At 59.4% G+C, this 18,727-nt stretch carries 18 protein-coding genes and 1 riboswitch; of the genes, 10 read left to right on the plus strand and 8 right to left on the minus strand.

Going from position 1 to position 18,727, the window contains the following annotated elements; genetic code table 11:
* Positions 1-47: 47 nt before the first annotated feature.
* Positions 48-443 carry a hypothetical protein gene (locus ACR0KL_RS04715; protein WP_480554587.1) on the plus strand — a complete coding sequence of 132 codons (396 nt, stop codon included), beginning with the start codon at positions 48-50 and terminating at the stop codon, positions 441-443.
* A 3-nt stretch (positions 444-446) separates the two neighbouring features.
* On the opposite strand, the gene xseA is transcribed toward ACR0KL_RS04715, so the two are convergent.
* Complete coding sequence (gene xseA, locus ACR0KL_RS04720; protein WP_170677571.1) at positions 447-1,931, minus strand: exodeoxyribonuclease VII large subunit; 1,485 nt, start codon at positions 1,929-1,931, stop codon at positions 447-449.
* A gap of 76 nt (positions 1,932-2,007) precedes the next feature.
* Between xseA and purD the strand changes: the two genes are divergently transcribed.
* Positions 2,008-3,270: a phosphoribosylamine--glycine ligase gene (gene purD / locus ACR0KL_RS04725; protein WP_480776678.1), complete on the plus strand. Its 1,263-nt coding sequence runs from the start codon at positions 2,008-2,010 to the stop codon at positions 3,268-3,270.
* An 80-nt stretch (positions 3,271-3,350) separates the two neighbouring features.
* Here purD and ACR0KL_RS04730 read toward each other — a convergent pair whose 3' ends face one another.
* Both ACR0KL_RS04730 and ACR0KL_RS04735 read right to left on the minus strand, forming a co-directional pair.
* Complete coding sequence (locus tag ACR0KL_RS04730; protein ID WP_170677575.1) at positions 3,351-4,118, minus strand: FG-GAP repeat domain-containing protein; 768 nt, start codon at positions 4,116-4,118, stop codon at positions 3,351-3,353.
* A complete protein-coding gene (locus tag ACR0KL_RS04735) occupies positions 4,118-4,441 on the minus strand; it encodes a 2Fe-2S iron-sulfur cluster-binding protein (protein WP_170677577.1) in 324 nt (107 codons plus the stop codon). Before ACR0KL_RS04735 ends, ACR0KL_RS04730 begins: the two co-directional genes overlap by 1 nt.
* A gap of 127 nt (positions 4,442-4,568) precedes the next feature.
* Between ACR0KL_RS04735 and ACR0KL_RS04740 the strand changes: the two genes are divergently transcribed.
* Both ACR0KL_RS04740 and ACR0KL_RS04745 read left to right on the plus strand, forming a co-directional pair.
* Positions 4,569-4,949: an OB-fold nucleic acid binding domain-containing protein gene (locus tag ACR0KL_RS04740; RefSeq protein ID WP_170677579.1), complete on the plus strand. Its 381-nt coding sequence runs from the start codon at positions 4,569-4,571 to the stop codon at positions 4,947-4,949.
* A gap of 152 nt (positions 4,950-5,101) precedes the next feature.
* Positions 5,102-5,950 (plus strand): hypothetical protein, encoded by an 849-nt coding sequence (locus tag ACR0KL_RS04745; protein ID WP_480776679.1) that lies wholly within the window; start codon positions 5,102-5,104, stop codon positions 5,948-5,950.
* A gap of 28 nt (positions 5,951-5,978) precedes the next feature.
* On the opposite strand, the gene ACR0KL_RS04750 is transcribed toward ACR0KL_RS04745, so the two are convergent.
* Together ACR0KL_RS04750 and ACR0KL_RS04755 are read right to left on the minus strand one after the other, a co-directional pair.
* Positions 5,979-6,668, minus strand: a complete 690-nt coding sequence (locus ACR0KL_RS04750) for a glutathione S-transferase N-terminal domain-containing protein (protein WP_170677583.1) — start codon at positions 6,666-6,668, stop codon at positions 5,979-5,981.
* Positions 6,669-6,691: 23 nt separating this feature from the next.
* A complete protein-coding gene (locus ACR0KL_RS04755) occupies positions 6,692-7,627 on the minus strand; it encodes a DUF726 domain-containing protein (RefSeq protein ID WP_480776680.1) in 936 nt (311 codons plus the stop codon).
* A gap of 133 nt (positions 7,628-7,760) precedes the next feature.
* A riboswitch (SAM riboswitch) is annotated at positions 7,761-7,837 on the plus strand.
* Between the two features lie 65 nt (positions 7,838-7,902).
* Here ACR0KL_RS04755 and metZ point away from each other — a divergent pair.
* On the plus strand, positions 7,903-9,096 hold the full coding sequence (metZ, locus tag ACR0KL_RS04760; protein ID WP_170677587.1) for an O-succinylhomoserine sulfhydrylase: 1,194 nt from the start codon (positions 7,903-7,905) through the stop codon (positions 9,094-9,096).
* 218 nt (positions 9,097-9,314) lie between these two features.
* The gene (folE2, locus tag ACR0KL_RS04765; protein WP_170677589.1) at positions 9,315-10,418 is read left to right on the plus strand and encodes a GTP cyclohydrolase FolE2; all 1,104 of its coding nucleotides are present in this window, start codon (positions 9,315-9,317) and stop codon (positions 10,416-10,418) included.
* 35 nt (positions 10,419-10,453) lie between these two features.
* Here the strand turns inward: folE2 and ACR0KL_RS04770 are convergent, their stop codons facing one another.
* On the minus strand, positions 10,454-11,524 hold the full coding sequence (locus ACR0KL_RS04770) for a hypothetical protein (RefSeq protein WP_170677592.1): 1,071 nt from the start codon (positions 11,522-11,524) through the stop codon (positions 10,454-10,456).
* Here ACR0KL_RS04770 and ACR0KL_RS04775 point away from each other — a divergent pair.
* Both ACR0KL_RS04775 and ACR0KL_RS04780 read left to right on the plus strand, forming a co-directional pair.
* Positions 11,523-12,971, plus strand: a complete 1,449-nt coding sequence (locus tag ACR0KL_RS04775) for a TrkH family potassium uptake protein (protein ID WP_170376382.1) — start codon at positions 11,523-11,525, stop codon at positions 12,969-12,971. The genes ACR0KL_RS04770 and ACR0KL_RS04775 overlap by 2 nt on opposite strands.
* Complete coding sequence (locus ACR0KL_RS04780; protein WP_480776681.1) at positions 12,971-14,545, plus strand: 5-guanidino-2-oxopentanoate decarboxylase; 1,575 nt, start codon at positions 12,971-12,973, stop codon at positions 14,543-14,545. The genes ACR0KL_RS04775 and ACR0KL_RS04780 overlap by 1 nt, the downstream gene beginning before the upstream one ends.
* Positions 14,546-14,605: 60 nt before the next feature.
* Here ACR0KL_RS04780 and ACR0KL_RS04785 read toward each other — a convergent pair whose 3' ends face one another.
* A complete protein-coding gene (locus ACR0KL_RS04785; protein ID WP_480776682.1) occupies positions 14,606-16,345 on the minus strand; it encodes a serine protease in 1,740 nt (579 codons plus the stop codon).
* 205 nt (positions 16,346-16,550) lie between these two features.
* On the opposite strand from ACR0KL_RS04785, the gene ACR0KL_RS04790 reads away from it, so the two are divergent.
* Complete coding sequence (locus ACR0KL_RS04790) at positions 16,551-17,480, plus strand: glycine--tRNA ligase subunit alpha (RefSeq protein ID WP_170376388.1); 930 nt, start codon at positions 16,551-16,553, stop codon at positions 17,478-17,480.
* A gap of 8 nt (positions 17,481-17,488) precedes the next feature.
* Here the strand turns inward: ACR0KL_RS04790 and ACR0KL_RS04795 are convergent, their stop codons facing one another.
* Complete coding sequence (locus ACR0KL_RS04795) at positions 17,489-18,121, minus strand: MarC family protein (RefSeq protein WP_170677598.1); 633 nt, start codon at positions 18,119-18,121, stop codon at positions 17,489-17,491.
* Between the two features lie 79 nt (positions 18,122-18,200).
* Between ACR0KL_RS04795 and ACR0KL_RS04800 the strand changes: the two genes are divergently transcribed.
* Positions 18,201-18,722: a DUF6446 family protein gene (locus ACR0KL_RS04800; protein WP_170677600.1), complete on the plus strand. Its 522-nt coding sequence runs from the start codon at positions 18,201-18,203 to the stop codon at positions 18,720-18,722.
* Positions 18,723-18,727 lie beyond the last annotated feature (5 nt).

Here is an 18,727-nt window from a genome sequence, read left to right on the forward strand (position 1 = left end):
CGGCGTGGTGATTGGCCTTGCTCGCCCGCATCTGACACTATGGCCTCATGTTGAGGCATCTTGTGATTCTATTGGCGCTGTCGGCGCAGACAGCGGGCGCGCAGACGGCGCTGTCCGGGGCCGAGTTCGATGAGTACACGCAGGGCAAAACCTTGTTTTATGGTTTTGAGGGGCAGGTTTATGGGGTTGAGCGATACTTGCCCAACCGCCGCGTGATCTGGTCGTTTTTGGACGGGCAGTGCAAAGAAGGCGTCTGGTATCAGCGCGAGGATCAGATCTGTTTCGTCTACGAGGACCGGCTGGATCCGCAATGCTGGGTATTCACTCGCTCGGGCGGTGGGCTGATCGCGCAGTTCGAAGGCGACCCCCAAGCAACCGAACTCTATGAGGCCGAAGACCTCGGGGAGGAGATGGTGTGCCTGGGGCCTGAAGTCGGGGTTTAACCGCTAGAACAACGATCCCTGATCCGGCGCGTCGGGTTTGGATTTTTTCGCGGCAGGGCGGCCGGCGGAACCGGTCGTCAGGCGACCGTCCGAGAATTCGATCTCAAGCGCCGCGTGTTTGCCAGCCTGAGCCTTGGTAGTCACAACGTCACCCTCGGCGCGCACAACCGCATAGCCACGCGCCAGCGTTGCCTTGTAGCTGAGCGTTTCGCGTAGGCGGTCGGTTGCTGTCAGTTGTTGGCGCAGGCGCTCCAGTCTGACGGTTTGGGCGGCGTCCAGCCGCTCATCCAGTCGAGCGATAGCCTGGCGCTGTTGCTCAATCTCGCGCTGGATCGGGCGGAGGGAGAGGCGCGACGAAAGGTTGCGTAGGTGTTCCTGACGGGAGGAGACGACGCTTCGCAAAGTCGACGGGCGCAGATGTGCCGACATCTCGACCAGTTGCAGGCGACGGTTTTGCACCCCGCGATTTAGTGCGGGTGTCAGGCGTTCTGCAATCAGATCAAGGCGTTGCCGTGGAGAGTTCAACAAACTGTCCGGGCGTGGCAGCGCACGTGCCACATCACGCAGACGCTGCGCACGGCGCTGAACCGCATCGCTCGCAGCCCGCGACAGGCGCGCGCCTTGTTCGTTGGTCCAGGCCATCAACTCCATCCGCACGGGTACGGCCAATTCGGCTGCGGCCGTTGGCGTAGGTGCGCGGCGGTCGGACACAAAGTCGATCAGCGTCGTGTCCGTCTCGTGCCCCACGGCTGAGATCAGCGGGATCTCTGATGCGGCAGCCGCCCGGGCCACGTTTTCTTCGTTGAACCCCCACAAATCTTCGATTGAGCCGCCTCCGCGTGCAACGATGATCAGATCGGGGCGCGGCAGTGCTCCACCTGGCGTCAGAGCGTTGAAACCTTCGATGGCGCGGGTCACCTCGGGCGCGCAGTTTGCACCCTGTACAGCGACGGGCCAGATCAGAACCTTGCGGGGAAACCGGTCGCGCAAGCGATGCAAAATATCGCGGATCACCGCCCCGGACGGAGAGGTCACGACACCGATGATCTGAGGCAGGTAAGGTAGCGGTTTCTTACGCTCAGGCGCGAATAGTCCTTCGGCCTCTAGCTGTTTTTTACGCTTTTCCAACAGCGCCATCAGCGCGCCTTGACCGGCGACTGCGACTTCATCGACATTCATGTTGTATTTGGATTGCGCGCCGAATGCTGTGAGGCGACCGGTGACGACGACCTCCAAGCCTTCTTCGGGGACAACGGACAGGCCGGAAATCTGCCCCTTCCACGTGGTGCAGGCCAGAACGTTCCGGTCGTCCTTGATGTCATAATACAGATGACCCGAGCGCGCCTTGAACACGCGCCCGACCTCGCCGCGTACACGGATTCGCCCGAACGAGCCCTCTAGCGTGCGCTTCACCTCGCCAGAAATCTCGGAAACTGAGTATTCGGGAGTGTTTTGGCCGGGAATTGGGTCGTCAAGCAGGTCGGACATTTCAGCGCCTTGTGTCAAATGCCGTGCCAGCTTAGAACGCCGCGCAGGCGAGGCCAAGCAGATCGGAGACGACCTTATGAACATTCTTATTCTCGGCAGCGGTGGGCGTGAACACAGCCTCGCTTGGGCGGTGATGCAGAACCCCAAATGCGACCGTCTGATCGTTGCGCCAGGCAATGCCGGGATCGCCCAGATCGCCGAATGCGCGTCGCTGGATATCGAGAATGGCGGTGCGGTTGTCAATTTCGCCGAGGCCAACGCGATTGACTTCGTGATTGTTGGCCCCGAGGCGCCTTTGGCCGCTGGCGTGGCCGACCGCTTGCGTGAAGCCGGTGTGCTGGTGTTTGGCCCCTCTGCCGAAGCGGCCCGGTTGGAAGCTTCGAAGAGTTTTACCAAGGAGGTTTGCGATGCATCCGGTGCGCCTACCGCCGCCTATGCACGGTTCACCGAAGCCGCGCCCGCCAAGGCCTACATCCAAGAGCAGGGCGCCCCGATCGTGGTCAAGGCTGATGGTCTGGCGGCAGGCAAGGGCGTGATAGTAGCGATGGACGAGCAGACCGCTCTGGACGCAATTGACGACATGTTTGGCGGGGCCTTCGGTGGGGCGGGTGCCGAGGTTGTCATCGAAGAGTTCATGGATGGCGAAGAGGCCTCGTTGTTTGTGCTGTGCGATGGAGAGAACATCGTGTCGATCGGCACCGCGCAGGATCACAAGCGCGTGGGCGAGGGGGATACAGGTCTGAACACCGGTGGGATGGGGGCCTATTCCCCGGCTCCGGTTCTGAGCGCCGAGATTGAGGCGCGCGCGATGGATGAAATCATCCGCCCAACCATGGCCGAGATGAAGCGCCGGGGCGCGCCGTTCCAAGGGGTTCTCTACGCTGGTCTGATGATCAAGGACGGGCAGCCGCGTTTGGTGGAATACAACGTCCGGTTTGGTGATCCCGAATGTCAGGTTTTGATGATGCGTCTTGGGGCGCAGGCGATGGATCTGATGCATGCCGCAGCCGAAGGGCGTTTGGACGAAACGCGCGTGAACTGGGCCGATGATCACGCGATGACCATCGTTATGGCAGCCAGCGGGTATCCGGGTGCTTATGAGAAAGGCTCGGTTATCAAGGGCTTGGACGGCCTTCCTGAAGACAGCAGCAACATGGTGTTCCACGCGGGGACAAAGGCTGTTGATGGGAAGATTCAATCGGTTGGCGGTCGTGTTCTGAATGTCACCGCCCGAGGTGCGACGCTGCAAGAGGCGCGGGATCGGGCCTATGAAATGGTTGATGGGGTGGATTGGCCTGAGGGCTTTTATCGCCGAGATATTGGCTGGCGGGCGCTTTGACTTTGATGTGGGTCAGGGGGCTTTTTCCCCTCGGCCTGCGGCCTCTCCTCCGGGATATTTTTAGCCAGATGAAGAGCGGATCAGCACGCTAAGGCTTGGTTCAGGCTTTGGCGGTCTGTGAAGGGGCCGACGTCTGACGTGGTCCATCCATTGTTGTAGGTGACGCTGATGATGCGCGTCCAGTCGGCGCTGGCCGTGATCAGTTCTGGCGTCTCGCCGCAGTCACGCAGGCCGCCAGAGATATAGTCTTCGCCGATTCGATGGTTGGTCAAGCTGGGCAAAGAGGCGATCTCGGCCAACGCGCCATCTTTGTAGCGCCAGATTCGAAGGGTTTTGGCGAGGTGAGGGCGGTCGATATAAGCGATCTCGGTATAGCCATCGCCATCCAGATCGGCGGCTCCGATCGGGGCGAGCCAGCGGAAGCGCGTTCCGATATACGGGGTGGCAGCGATCTTTGTGCCGCTTTCGTCGTAGATTGCAAGTTGTGCGCCAAATTGGGCGTGCGACTCGACCACAACAAGTTCGGGCGTTCCGTCGGAGTCCATGTCCACCAGTCGAGGAGAAAGGTCTTCGAAAACCCGATCTTGGGGCAGGCGTATCGTCCGCAACGTTTGCGCACTGTCTGAACCGCGCGTTTCGACCCGGAGCTCTAAGGCGCCGTATTCCACGTCGTCACCCAATACGCCATGGGCATAGCGTGTTGTGGGTTCGGTAAATCGGGCGTCGATGATTTCCTCTGATGCCGCGGCAGAGCCCCCGCCGGCCAGCCACAGGCACAAAATCAGTGTCGCGCCGCGTGCCCGACGGTGCCAAGGGCAGACGGGGGGACGCGGCGCTTTGGAGGGCATCAGATCTGTTTTTCTGGCATTTGCACGACCAGACCGTCCAGTGCTTCCGTGACCTTGATCTGGCAGGTCAGGCGCGAGCGGGCGGGGTCGGGCTCATAGGCAAAGTCCAGCATGTCCTCTTCCATGTCGTCCTTGGCGGGGATTTTCTCAACCCAGTCGGGGTGGATGTAGACGTGGCAGGTCGAGCAGGCGCAGGCTCCGCCGCAATCGGCCTCGATGCCGGGAATGTTGTTGTCTCGGGCCCCTTCCATAACGGTCAGCCCATTGGCGACGTCGACTGTATGTTCAGTACCGCTATGCTCGACATAGGTGATCTTTGCCATGGCTTGCGTCTTCCTTTTGCGATGTTCGAATTCTTCCTTAATCAAGGCATTTAGGTCTTTCTAGCCTCATTTGCGACTCTGTGCGCCGCGTCTGGACTTTCTGTGCAATTGTTCTATTTTTGTTCTCATGCTTGTTGCCGCGACTTACCCTGATGTTTCAAACCGAGCCTGGCCCCGACCGCCGGCCTGTTTGCCTGCCAACCGGTTGGATCAGCCGCCCGAAGGCGCGCGGGTGGCGGTGGCGGGTCTGGTGATCCTGCGGCAGCGACCCGGAACCGCCAAAGGGGTGATCTTTCTGACGCTTGAGGACGAGACGGGGATCGTGAACATCGTGGTCTGGCGCAAGATCTACGAACAATTCCGCCGCGCGGTAATCTCGGGGCGTTTGCTGAGGGTCACGGGCCGAATGCAGAAGGCCGACGCCGTGATCCATGTAATTGCGGAAGAGATCGAGGATATCTCGGGAATGCTGGATGTTCTGGTGCGAGGAGAGGGAGCTTTGGCCTGAAAATTCCAATTCTTATGTGCTTGCCATTCGACCGCCACTAGTCGCGCTCAAACAGACCGCAATGTCTTAGTTTTGACCAATTCCCTGACTACCCGGCAGCTATGAGTACATTTATTTTCCACACGCATCATTTGTTGTTGAGATTTGCCGTATTGATCACTCTGATTGTGATCGCCCTGTCCATTTCGTTTTTCATACAGCAGCTTGATAGAAACATCAGAACCGACTTGGACGTTCAGGCCTATATTCCCGTTGCGGGTCTGACATTCATTCTGGCTTTTTTAGCCGTGCCGAGACTGATGGAACACGTGGTTGCGCCTGGAACAGTTGGATATGTTCTGTTTCACGCCGTGATATGCCTGTGCGGCGCCGCTCTGGTCATATTGAGCGGATTTATCGTCCTTGATGCCCCGTTGATCTCTTGGGTCGCGCCCAACGATATCGCGCCGTTTTTCATTTTGGGGTGTGCCGCTTCGTATTGTTGCCTTGCTGTATTGGGGGCCTTTCGTCTCACTTGGCTAAAAGGTGATGAAGATCCCTCGGATCAGTTCAGAATGCTGCGCAAAGTGCACTATTCCGCCCGGCAGATTGCGTGTGTATTTGCCTTTGTCATCGCGGGCACAATTCTGGGGTCGGTCATATTCTTGAATAGTCCGACGACGACCATCACGGTCGGAGTTTGTATCGCAATGTGGATATTCGCGACTCTGCTTGGCACATCGAAACTCAGCGTTAGGAATTTTGAAAAGCTGATCAGTCTTTGGAATATCGCATTGCAATTCTGCGTCGCTATGTCCGCGCTTTTTGCCACCAAGCTCACAACTCGGGCCTTTTTGTTTCACACTCGACTGTTCGAGGACTTGTCAGAGCGGGATACAGTTTACCCGTGGGTTGAAAACGTGTTGATGGCGCCGTTCATTGTGTTTGGGCTTACAAGTATCGCTCTTGTCGTGGCGCGTCAGAAACCGGTTGTTCGCAACATGGCCGACGTTTTCGCGTAGACTTCTAAAGCTGGCGAACGGGCCTCAGCTAGCGCTTGAACAAAACACTCTGCGCTTGCTTGCTACTGTGATCCCCGCGCAGCTCTGCATACAAGGCGCGTCCGGCTTGCACGCCCGGGCGGGCGCTCACAGCCTCTAGCCAGCGGGCGAAGTGAGGCTTGTCGTCCAGAACCTGCTGTTGACCCTCCCAAAGGCTCGCCCAACCCCAGATCGACATATCCGCGATCGAGTAAAAATCACCCGCGACATACTCGTTCTCGGCCAGACGCCGATCCAGCACGCCGTAAAGCCGGGCAACTTCGGCTCGGTAGCGGTCTTTGGCATAGGGCAGGTCCTGCGGAGGTTCCAAGTTAGGGGCATATTTCAGGAAGTGGTGCGCCTGACCCGCCATCGGGCCAACGCCGCCCATCTGCCACATCAGCCACTCCTCTACCGCAACCCTGTCCCGTTCGGTCGCGCCATAAAACCGGCCTGTCTTGCGCGCCAGATACATCAGGATCGCGCCGCTTTCGAAAACGGAAATCGGAGCGCCATCAGGCCCGTCCGGATCGAAGATCGCAGGCATGCGGTTATTGGGTGAGATCTTCAGAAACTCCGGATCGAATTGGTCGCCCTTACCGATGTTGATCAGATGCGTGTTGTAGGGCAGCTCCATCTCTTCCAGAGCGATGGAGGCTTTCCAACCGTTCGGGGTGGGCCAGAAATACAGGTCGATCATGATGTCTCCTCAAGCTGAGGGGATCATGAAGCTTTCTGAGCAAACGGCAAGAGGCCCTGTGGGCGGGGTAGGGCAAAAAACCGTGACCAGCGCCTGTGCGGTTTTTCGGGGATACCGCGTTTGAGCCTTTGCAGGCAGAGGCGCTCGGGATCGCGCAGCAAGGCGTTATAGACGCGCAGCACGCCGGGACGCGTGTAACTGGACCAATGGCAGATACGCCGGTCGGGCGCGGCGAGCGGGAAGATCAGCGCCGACAGGTGATCCACCGTGTCCGGGCAATCGATCTGCAATGTGACCGAGTTTGGTGCCGTCAGGCCCGCGCCAATGCTGAGATCACCACGACGGGGTGGCTGGATGAAGGTTTCATAAAGAAAGTCGAATAGATCGTTCTCGCGGCTGATGATGTTGATGAATTCAGCCGCGCGCCCGGCAGGTGTGGTCAGGGCCGCGACGGTGCGGGATTGATAGGCAGCCCCAGTAAGGGAAATGATCCGGCTGAGCGCGCCGGGTGGAATATGATGCAGAGCCTCCAGCGCCACCTCAATACCCATGGAATGGCCGATGAAATGGATCGGACGCTTTGGGTTCAAATGATGCACATCACGAATGACGTCAGCCAGTACCTTGCCCGCTTCAACGGCACGACGTTGCGCTGACCAGAGCGGGCCCCGCGCGTCCCAACCAACGGCAATGGCAAGACCTTCGTCCTCAAACCCGCTACCAAAGCCCAGATGTTGCGGCCAGCTGGGGCTGTACCAGGGCATCGCCTTGGGATGCAGCGACAGAATATGCCGGTGTGGGCAGGCACCGGCATCATCGGGCCGATACTTGTATCCGTGGGTCATAATAATGACCGGTCCTTCGGATTGCTGGGCCTCTTGCACAGCCTCGATCAAGGGTCGGCAACTACCATGCAACTCAGCACGTCCGTTGACAGCATTGATCCTGATTACTGGCATATGCTCTGCCTCACACAAGATGTTGTGGTGCCGCTTTGTCATGACGCTATGACGTTTCCATGAATGAACGATTACAGAACCGTGACGTTGCAGGTGTCGGGCTTGACGAATTCGCGACTGCGGCGTAAGGGCAACAACACCACGTGGCGATTTGTTACCGGATTGCGGGCCACGCTAAACAACACGCTAAAAGGTCAGGATGAAAGGCCCCTTTCGCTTGACCGCGTCTGGGGTTTTTTTGATGCGCCTCGGGGATCGAGGCCGAAAGGAATGACATGAGCGAGAACTGGACCAAACGCACCCAAGCCGTCCATGGCGGCATCCGTCGCAGTCAGTACAACGAAGTGAGCGAAGCGATCTTCCTGACCCAGGGCTTCGTATACGACACAGCCGAGCAGGCCGAGGCCCGGTTCTTGGAATGTGGCCCGGATGAGTTCATCTATGCCCGCTACGGCAACCCGACGGTGTCGATGTTTGAACAGCGTATCGCGGCGCTGGAAGGGGCCGAGGATGCGTTTGCCACGGCGTCCGGCATGGCAGCTGTCAATGGTGCGTTGACCTCAATGCTGAAGGCGGGGGACCATGTGGTCTCGGCCAAGGCGCTGTTCGGGTCGTGTCTGTTCATTCTGGAAAACATCCTGACCCGCTATGGTGTCGAGGTGACGTTTGTCGATGGCACCGATCTTGACCAATGGAAGGCCGCGATCCGCCCCGACACAAAAGCCGTGTTTTTTGAGTCCATGTCGAACCCGACGCTCGAGGTGATCGACATTGCCGCCGTTGCCGAACTGGCCCATTCGGTTGGTGCACTGGTTCTGGTCGACAACGTGTTCTCGACCCCGGTGTTCTCGCGTGCGGTTGAGCAGGGCGCGGATGTGGTGATCTATTCGGCGACCAAACACATCGACGGGCAGGGTCGGGCGTTGGGTGGTGTGATCCTTGGCACCAAGGAGTTTATCCGCGGGACTGTCGAGCCCTACATGAAGCATACCGGCGGAGCACTTAGCCCATTCAGCGCGTGGATCATGCTGAAGGGTCTCGAGACGATGGCGTTACGGGTCAACGCGCAGGCTGCAACGGCGCAGGCCGTGGCCGAGGCGCTGGAAGGTCACTCGGCGCTGGAGCGGACGCTTTATCCGGGTCTGAAAACCCATGCCCAGAATGCTCTGGTACAGACGCAACTGGGGGGCAAGGGCGGAACCGTACTGTCTTTGGACATCAAGGGCGGCAAGGACGCAGCATTTGCGTTTCTCAATGCGCTAACGATACCGGTGATCTCGAACAATCTGGGGGATGCGAAATCCATCGCGACCCATCCGGCAACAACAACCCATCAGCGTCTGAGCGATGAACAGAAAGATGAGCTGGGCATCACACCCGGTCTGATCCGCCTGTCGATTGGTCTTGAGGATGCAGACGATCTGTTGGCCGATATCCAACACGCGTTGGACGTCTCGCAGGGGCAGTAGAAAACGCCTCAAACTGGTGACTCTACAGGCAGAGAGGTGGTGCAACCTGCCTCTCTGATCCACCGAGGTTGGCGTAAACTGTGTCGCTGCCGCGCGCAGAATGCCGGATTTACGCTGGGTTTTTTCGATCCATCCTGTTAATTGGCCCGTATCGGGTTAAACTGGATACTGAACTTCAGCCGTTTGAATTTCGACGGCCAACCGAGGAACCTCAGCCTATGAATGTTCACCCCCGTGACATCGACGACGCACCAAACCGGGAACAGGCCGCAGAAGCGCTGAAATTGCTGCGGCAATGGGCCAAGACCGCGCCTGCGGCCGAGATCAGCCAGCTGGACCCGTCCTTGGCGCGGCTCGTGCCCGGCATGTCGGCGGTGAACTATCCGTCCATGTCACGTGAATATCCCGAAGGTTTTGTCGCGGATGAGGCGTACCGGGCCACATTGCCCGACCTGCAAAACGGCCCGTCCAGCCTGATCCGGGGCGCCAAGCAGCAGATCCAGCACGTGGGTATCTCGAACTTTCGCCTGCCGATCCGTTTTCACCGCAAGGATGGGGATGACCTGACGCTTGAGACTTCGGTCACCGGCACGGTGAGCCTTGAGGCCGAGAAGAAGGGCATCAACATGTCCCGTATCATGCGGTCCTTCTACAAACACGCCGAGCGGACCTTCAGCTTTGAGGTGATGGAAGCTGCTCTGAGCGACTATCTGACCGACCTCGACAGTTTCGACGCGCGTCTGCAGATGCGCTTTTCCTACCCGGCCAAGGTGAAAAGCCTGCGGTCCGGGCTTGAGGGTTACCAGTATTACGACATCGCACTGGAGCTGATCGAACAGAACGGTGTGCGCCAGAAGATCATGCATCTGGACTATGTCTATTCCTCGACTTGCCCCTGCTCGCTGGAATTGAGCGAGCATGCCCGGTCGCAGCGCGGACAGTTGGCGACGCCGCACTCGCAGCGCTCGGTCGCGCGGATTTCGGTGCTGGTGGATTGCGACGCCGACTGCCTGTGGTTCGAAGACCTGATCGAGCTGTGCCGCCGTGCAGTCCCGACGGAAACGCAGGTCATGGTCAAGCGTGAGGACGAACAGGCCTTTGCCGAGTTGAACGCGGCCAATCCGATCTTTGTTGAAGACGCAGCGCGCCTGTTCTGTGCCGAATTGCTGGCCGATCATCACGTGGGCGATTTCCGCGTGATCGCCAGCCATCAGGAGAGCCTGCACAGCCATGATGCAGTCTCGATCCTGACGGAAGGGCCCACATTTGCGACCTCCAGCCTTGATCCGCGTCTGTTCACGACCTTAATCCACGTAGGCTAACCCTCCGGAGATGCGGAAAATTTAGCCGCGCCCTCTCAAAAACAGCGCTTTTTCGCCGCAATGCAGCAAAACCTGCTGCGTCTGCGTGGTAAATGGGCTATTAAGGCAGGGAATGCAGCTGCCGCTTGCCCGTTATAAAACGGGTGTGCCGCCCCCGGAAGGAAGCCGAGACGTGCGACGCCTTGGACTGCAAGACCCCGCCAACCGCCCGAGTGATCGGCGCGGACTGGGCATCCCTCTCTCAGTGTTCCGGCTGCATCGCATTTACAGGAGAGACATGTCATGAACCCAATTTCCCAACCGTTGGAGCTGCAGGCGGCTGCAATGCGCGTGGCTGGATACGCCGTGGTCAGCCAGATGAAGATTATGCAGATCATGGCCCGGTCGGCCATGGAACTGCCGATGGCGCCCTTGCACGCTCTGCGCAATACAGCATCGGAGCCGGCGCCGGCCAAACCTGCAGCAAAACGTGCGGCTTCACCTAAACCTGTTGCCAAACCTGCCGCAAAACCTGCTCCGGCTAAGCGGGCCTCGACTGCCAAGAAGGTGCAATCCAAACCCGCCGCATCGAAGCCTAAGGCGGAGCCGGTTGCAAAATTCACCGCCAAACCGCGCCCGGCGGCAAAACCCGCAGCCGCCAAAGCTTCCACTGCACCTGCGACTCCTAAACCGGCGGCTAAGGCTGCGCCGGCGGCAGCAAAGCCCAAACCGGCTGCTAAGACGACCCCGGCAACAGCAAAGACAAAACCAGCGGCCAAGGCAGCGCCTGCACCGGTGACATCCAAACCCTCGGCCAAGGCTGCCCCTGCGCCCGCAACACCTAAACCTGAGGCTAAGGCAACTCCGGCAAAGACCGTGGCTAAAAAGGCGGCACCGGCCAAAACTCCGGCGGCCCCCAAGACTGCGCCAAAACCCGCGGCCGAGGCACCAAGTGCGGCACCGGCCAAAGCGGCTGCAGCGACGACAGAGCCCCCTAAACCGGCCCCTCGCAAGACGCGCGCGCCGTCTAAACCGCCCGCAATGCCCAAGGTCGTTGCGAAATCCGACGAGTAATCGGGGTCATCTGCTTGACACGGTCGGGCTGGCGCGCCAACGCTGCGCGTCATGATGGATCTTCGCCCGGTCGGATATGTGATTGGCATGCTGGTCGCCATTCTGGGGGCGACCATGCTGCTTCCTATGCTTGCCGACATGATCGAGGGGCGGGGCGAGTGGCATGTCTTTCTTGAAAGCGCGATCATCACCGTTCTGACTGGCGTTGTCCTTGCGCTGAGCTGCGCCAATGGCGTAGGAGAAGGTCTGACCATCCGTCAGACCTTTTTGCTGACGTCGGGCGTTTGGGTCGCGCTGCCTGTTTTCGGGGCAATCCCGTTTTTGTTCGGTGAGACCGAGCTACGCTTCGTCGACGCATATTTCGAGGCGATGTCTGGCCTGACAACCACTGGATCGACGGTGATCTCGGGGCTGGATGACCTGCCGCAGGGCCTGCTACTGTGGCGAGGTATCCTGCAATGGCTGGGCGGCATCGGGATCATCGTTGTGGCTATGGTTTTTCTGCCTGAGCTGCGAGTCGGTGGTATGCAAATCTTCCGCTCGGAAGGGTTTGAAACCATGGGGAAAATCCTTCCCCGCGCGCAGGAGATCGCGGGCCAGATCTCGCTGATCTATGTGTTCCTGACACTGGCCTGCGGCCTTGTCTATGCGGCCGTCGGAATGGGATTCTTTGATGCGACGGTCCATGCCATGACCACCATCGCAACGGGCGGATTTTCGAACTACGACAGCTCGTTTGCAACCTTCAGTGGCCCGGCAGAATACGCGGCCTCGGTCTTTATGATCCTCGCGGCATTGCCTTTCGTACGCTACGTGCAACTGGCCAATGGCAACACCTCGTCGCTATGGCAGGACAGTCAGATCCGGGCCTTTTTGGCAACCATTCTGGTTCTGGTCGTGGTGATGTCGGTGTTCCTGACCTCGGTCTTTCCGCACCATTGGGAGAGGGCCCTGCGCGAGTCGCTGTTCAACATCACCTCGATCATCTCGGGCACCGGTTATGCCAGTGTCGACTACATGCTGTGGGGCAGCTTCCCGATCATGCTGTTCTTCCTGATCGGCCTGATCGGAGGCTGCGCCGGATCGACCGCCTGTTCGATCAAGGTGTTCCGCTATCAGCTTCTGTTTGCGTCAATCAAAACGCAGATCCGGCGCATTCGGTCGCCGCATGGTGTGTTTGTTCCGCTTTACGACGGCAGACCTGTCAGCCGAGACGTTCTGACCTCAGTCATGAGCTTTTTCATGTTCTTCGTCCTGTCGATGGGGATTTTGTCCTGGGCATTGGCGCTGACCGGGCTGGACTTCATCACATCCGTTTCGGGCGCCGCGACGGCATTGGCCAATGTCGGGCCGGGGCTGGGGAACCAAATCGGCCCGGCGGGCAATTTCGCTGGCCTGAACGATACCGCGAAATGGCTCTTGACCGCAGGCATGCTCGTCGGCCGACTTGAGTTGTTGGCCGTCTACGCAATCTTTACCGTCCAATTCTGGAGAGACTGATGAAAAGACCCCTTGGTGCGCAGCTGTCCCACATGCTGAGGGATCGCGGCGTGGATGTGATTTTTGGCATCCCCGGCGTCCACAATCAGGAAATGTATCGCGGCATAGAAGAGGCCGGGATCACCCATGTGCTGGCCCGGCATGAGCAGGGCGCCGGTTTCATGGCCGATGGTTATGCGCGGGCGACGGGTAAGCCGGGCGTTGCCTATGTCATCACCGGTCCGGGGCTGTGCAACATCATGACACCGATGGGGCAGGCCTATAGCGACTCGGTCCCGATGCTGGTGCTGTCATCCTGTCTCGATGAGACGCAGGCGCAGCGCGGTCAGCTGCATCAGATGAAGGACCAACAAGGCGCAGCGGGCACGGTTGCGGACTGGTCGGCACAAGCGAACACTGCGCAGGCCGCTTATGGTCTGGTTGAGCGGGCATTCGAGGAATTCGAACTCTCTCGTCCGCGGCCAAAGCACATACAGGTGCCGATTGCACAGCTTGAGGGCGATGCCGATCCCGCGCCATTCCCGAACCAACCGGCCTTGCGCCCCAAGGTGTTTGTCCCGGACGTCGCGCCGGTTGTGTCCTTGCTAAACATCTCCAAACGGCCCTTGTTCATTCTGGGTGGTGGTTGCAAGTCGAACGAATGGCGGCAAATCCTGACTCAGCTGGGGGCAGCCTGTTTCACGACTTATGCCGGGCGCGGCATGGTCGGTGTGAACTATCCGCTGGATTTCGGGGCGATGCTGCCTCGACCCGGCAGCGCCGAGGTGATCGCCTCGACCGATCTGGTGATCGCTGTTGGGGCCGAGCTGGGCGAGGTTGACCTCTGGCGGGAAGAGCTTGGCCATTCGGCGCATCTGGTCCGCGTCGATCTGGACCCCGAGGTCCTGTCCGACCGCCATCGCGCCGCCGTCAAAATTCAGGCCGACAGTGCCAGCTTTGCCCGCGCCCTGTGGGCCGTTACTGAAAGCGCGAAACCTGCGACGGGTTGGACGGCTGAGGAAGTCGCCGAGGCGCGCGCCCGTTGGCGGGCCGAGGTCGATGCTGAGCGCCCGGGCATTGTGCCCGTCGTTGATGCGCTGCGCGCCGCGATGCCTGCCGACACGATGATTTATTCCGACATGACACAATTCGCCTATGCCGCGAAAGAGGTCTGGGACATGGCATATCCCCATCATTGGCACCATCCGACCGGCTTTGGCACCCTGGGCTATGCGTTGCCCGCTGGCATTGGCGGGGCGGTGGCGCGACGGGGTCGGCCGACGGCTGTGATCGCCGGGGACTATGGGTTCCACTACACGATGCAAGAGCTGGGTGTGGCGGTGGAACTGGGCCTGTCTTTGCCGATTGTCCTCTGGGACAACGGCAAGCTGAAAGAGATTGAGGACAGCATGGTCCGCAGCCAGATCGCGCCCAACGCGGTTGTGGCGCGAAATCCTGATTTCTGCAAACTGGCCGAAGCGTTCGGGGCGCTGTCCAGTGCGCCCAATACTGTGGATGAGATGCAGGAGGCAGTCAAAGCCGCATTTCAGGCCTCGGGGCCGACATTGATCTATGTGACGCCAGACATTGTGTAGTCAGAAAACAAGAAAGCCGCCGCGCAGATGCGCAGCGGCTTTTTTAGTTTGGGGACCTTGTTAGTCCCAGCAATGCACCAGAACGGTCATCCCATTGGCGCGGCGGCTCAGCTCGTTGGGTGAGATCTCAGCCGTCTCTTGCGCCGCTTGGCCCGAGATGCCCGCTTGTGTCAGGACGTCATTCAGCCCTTGGGTCGAAACCGCCAGACTGACCGAGCCGGGCAGGGTGCGGCCCTCAGACTGGGTGGGCAGCAGCATGCCGACAACGCTGCCACTGTCGTCAAAGACCGGACCACCGGCATCGCCCGGCTGTGCAGCCAGAGCAAGACGTTTTACACCGGCTTCGCCGTTCAGGCCACGCACATCCGCGATCTGACCGAAGGTCAGCGTGGGTGCCCCCAAAGCCCCTTCGTACGAGAAACCGGAGACCGCGACCTCAGACTGAATGCGCGGCTGGTCAGAGCGGAACTCGGCTACGTTGATCGGGGCCAAAGACTTGCGCGGGCGCAGGACAGAGACGCCCAGATCGGCATCCGTCCAGGCCACCTGAAGCTCCTGATCGCCTTCCAGCGTGACACGGCTGCAGCTGTCGGTGGCCTCGGATACGGTCAGGACAGTGCCGGACGCATCCGCAAAGAAGCCTGAACGGGACAGGCGCGGTTTGCGAACCTGAAGACCCGAGACCAGATCGACGCGCTGCTCTGCATCCGCGCCAGCGCTGGAATCCAGAACTGCGTCGGTGGTGGCAAAGTTGGCCTTCATCGCAGCCAGAACACGGGCGCGTCGGGCCTCATCACCCTCGGGCCAGACCAGCGTGAAGCCTTTGATCTTGCCATCCTTCAGCGCCGCTTCGGTGTAAGAGACGATGCCCTTGCCACGCCCCTCAAGCGTAAAGCGATCACCGCGCAGCTCTCGTGGGCCGACCAGCGGCACGATTTCCAGCGATTGCATCACCTCATAAAGCGCGCGCAGGGTGGATTTGCCGCCCTCCTGACTGATCAGCAACGCCTGTGCGTTCAGGTCAGAGGTGCTTTTGAAATGCGCGAACGGGGCCTCATTGCGGTCAAAGGCGATGGCCTCCAGCGGCAGATCGACCGAGATCCCGGCCTGATCGTCGGTGTATCGCGCCATTCCGACGCTGATTAGCGGAGCGTTATAGTCTTCAATCAATGCGGCGCGTTGGACGGTGGTCAGAACGCCGGTTGCCTCATATCCGTTGAAACTCTGCCAGTCGGCCATCGAACGACGTGTGCCTTGGCCGAAGGCTCCGTCTATGGTCGAGTTATAGAACCCCGCGGCCTGAAGGGCTGTCTGCAGGTCCTTACGTTCCTGAGACGTCAGCAAACGCTCAGATTGCAACGCTTGGGCACGGGTTTCATCCGACGACTGCGTGGTTGCATCGGACAGCGTGTCGACGGAGGGCTGTTCGGGTTCAACAGGCGGGGCGACGGTGCCCCGGTTCAGCACATTCGCGCCAACCGGCCAGTACTGCTGGCCCAAGGAACTTGAGAAAGTGATGAAACTGTCGCGAGGAATTTGTCCTTCGGCGCGGTAAACCCGCAGCACCTGTTCTGCGTCGCTGCGCAGGTAGGGGCCGATCACAATGGCGTACCAACCGCTGCCCAGGCGAAAACCGTTCACGTCAGGGAGTGCGCGGGCGTAGTCCTGCGCACGATCTTGTGCCTCACGCAGGGATGGCTGCGCCTCGACCTGAACCCAGACACCTTGATCTTGCTGGGCGGTTGCGACGCGCAGGCCGACCAAAAGAAACAATAAAATTGCCGTAAATACTCGTGTCATTTTCTGCCCGTTTATGCAGTTTTGATGCTTTTGCTCAGAATACCCGATTTCGGGTGGCGAAAGCCATGGCGAGAATGCGGGGAATTTGCGGTGTGGCAGCGCAGATACAGCAGGGACCTATTGGCCCGTTGACGCCCCTCGGCCCCTTGCATAGGAAGGGCCAAACCCATCGGAACCGGGCGCAGGCGCGCCCAAAGGGAATGTCATGACCGATCAGTCCAGCGCACCTCGTTCTTTTCAGGAGATCATCCTGCGGCTTCAGACCTATTGGGCCTCGAAAGGCTGTGCGATTTTGCAGCCTTATGACATGGAGGTCGGGGCAGGGACGTTCCACCCGGCGACAACCCTGCGCGCGCTGGGGTCCAAGGCATGGGCCGCGGCCTATGTTCAACCTTCGCGCCGTCCGACGGACGGGCGCTATGGTGAGAACCCGAACCGCCTGCAGCACTACTATCAGTATCAGGTTCTGATCAAACCCAGCCCGCCGGACCTGCAAGAGCTGTATCTGGGCAGCCTCGAGGCCATCGGCATCGACATGGAGCTGCACGACATCCGTTTTGTCGAGGACGACTGGGAAAGCCCGACCCTCGGCGCCTGGGGCCTAGGTTGGGAGGTCTGGTGCGACGGTATGGAAGTCAGCCAGTTCACCTATTTCCAGCAGGTCGGTGGTCATGATTGCACGCCAGTTTCTGGCGAGCTGACCTATGGTCTGGAGCGTCTGGCGATGTATGTGCTGGGCATCGACCACGTGATGGACATGCCGTTCAACGACCCTCAGTCCCCCAGCCCGCTGACATACGGTGACATCTTCAAGCAGACCGAAGAGGAATACGCCCGATGGAACTTTGATGTGGCCAACACCGAGGTTCTGCTGCGTCATTTCGAAGAGGCCGAGGCCGAATGCGCCACCATTCTGGCGCAACAGCATGATGATCCGAAAACAGGCAAGCGCATCGTGATGGCGCATCCGGCCTATGATCAGTGCATCAAGGCCAGCCACATTTTCAACTTGCTGGACGCGCGCGGGGTGATCTCGGTGACTGAACGCCAGGCCTATATCGGCCGTGTCCGAGCGCTGGCCAAGCAATGTGCGGATGCGTTCGTTCTGACCGAGGCCGCCGGGTACGAGGCCTGATGCAGCGCTCAGGCCAATCCGGGCAGCAATGCCTTGAGGCCGTCAGAAATCATGCCGATGGCGATGGCCGAGAGGATCATGCCCATGAAGCGGCTCATGATGACGCGTGCGTTGCTCGAAAGACGTTTGGACAGCCACGGGGCATTCCAGAAGGTGACCAGAAGCAAGGCGACGACTGTCAGGAATACACTTGCAAAAACAACAGCTTCAAGCGGATTTTTGACGTGATGCGCGTACAGGATCAGGGTTGTGATCGTGCCTGGACCGACCAGAATGGGAAAGGCCAGCGGGTAGAACGCGACCGTGTCAGGCGCAGGATAGGCCTCTTTTTCTCCGTCCGTTCCGTGATGCGAGGTGCTTTCGTTGCCGTTCAGCATGTTCAGGCCGATCATAAGCACGACCAACCCTCCGGCGACGCGCAGATGGTCTACGCTGATGCCGAACAGGCTCAGCGTCTGACTGCCAATGGCCGCGAACGCACCGCCCAGGATCAAACAGTAGAGCGCGGTTTTGACTGCGACTTTACGTTGATCCGTAGGGGGCAGGTCCTGCGTAACACTCAGGAACACAGGCAGGTTGGTGATCGGGTTCATGATCGCAAACAGCGCACCAAAGAACCCAACGGCGAGGGTCGATTCCATGAAAACACCCTTGTGGTTTAAAGTTTTACTGCGAAACCTGTCCCATTTTTCAGGAACTTGAAAGAGGCAGCCTAAGACAATGACGGGAAAATTGCTTGCGATCATTCTGGGGCTTTCGGCTGTGATGGCCGGGGCGGGCATGTATTACCTGCAAGTCTACGGCTTTTATTATGAGGTCGAACCGAAGCCCGGACAGGACGTCGCCCTGTTGCCTGTGGATGGCGAAACTCCCCAGCCGATTGCCTATTCTTCTTTTCAGGCGATTGATGCCGATAGCTCTCCGATCCGGTATCGAGCCTGTTTCAACACGGATCTCTCCGAAGAACAATTGTTAGGTTTCATGCCGGTCGAGAATGCAGAGCCCCTGACCGCTCCGGGTTGGTTTGATTGCTATGATGCGGCCGCCGTGGCTGAAGCGTTGAAGACGGGGCAGGCGCAGGCCTACATGAGCGCGAAGAATATCCACTACGGAGTCGACCGCATTGTCGCGATCACCGAAGATGGGCAAGGCTTTGTCTGGCATTCCCTGAACAATTGCGGTGAAAAAGCCTATGATGGCACCGTGGTCGGCGAGGAATGCCCACCCAGACCGCAGCAGTAAGGAGA

This window comes from Ruegeria sp. C8 (assembly GCF_056537565.1).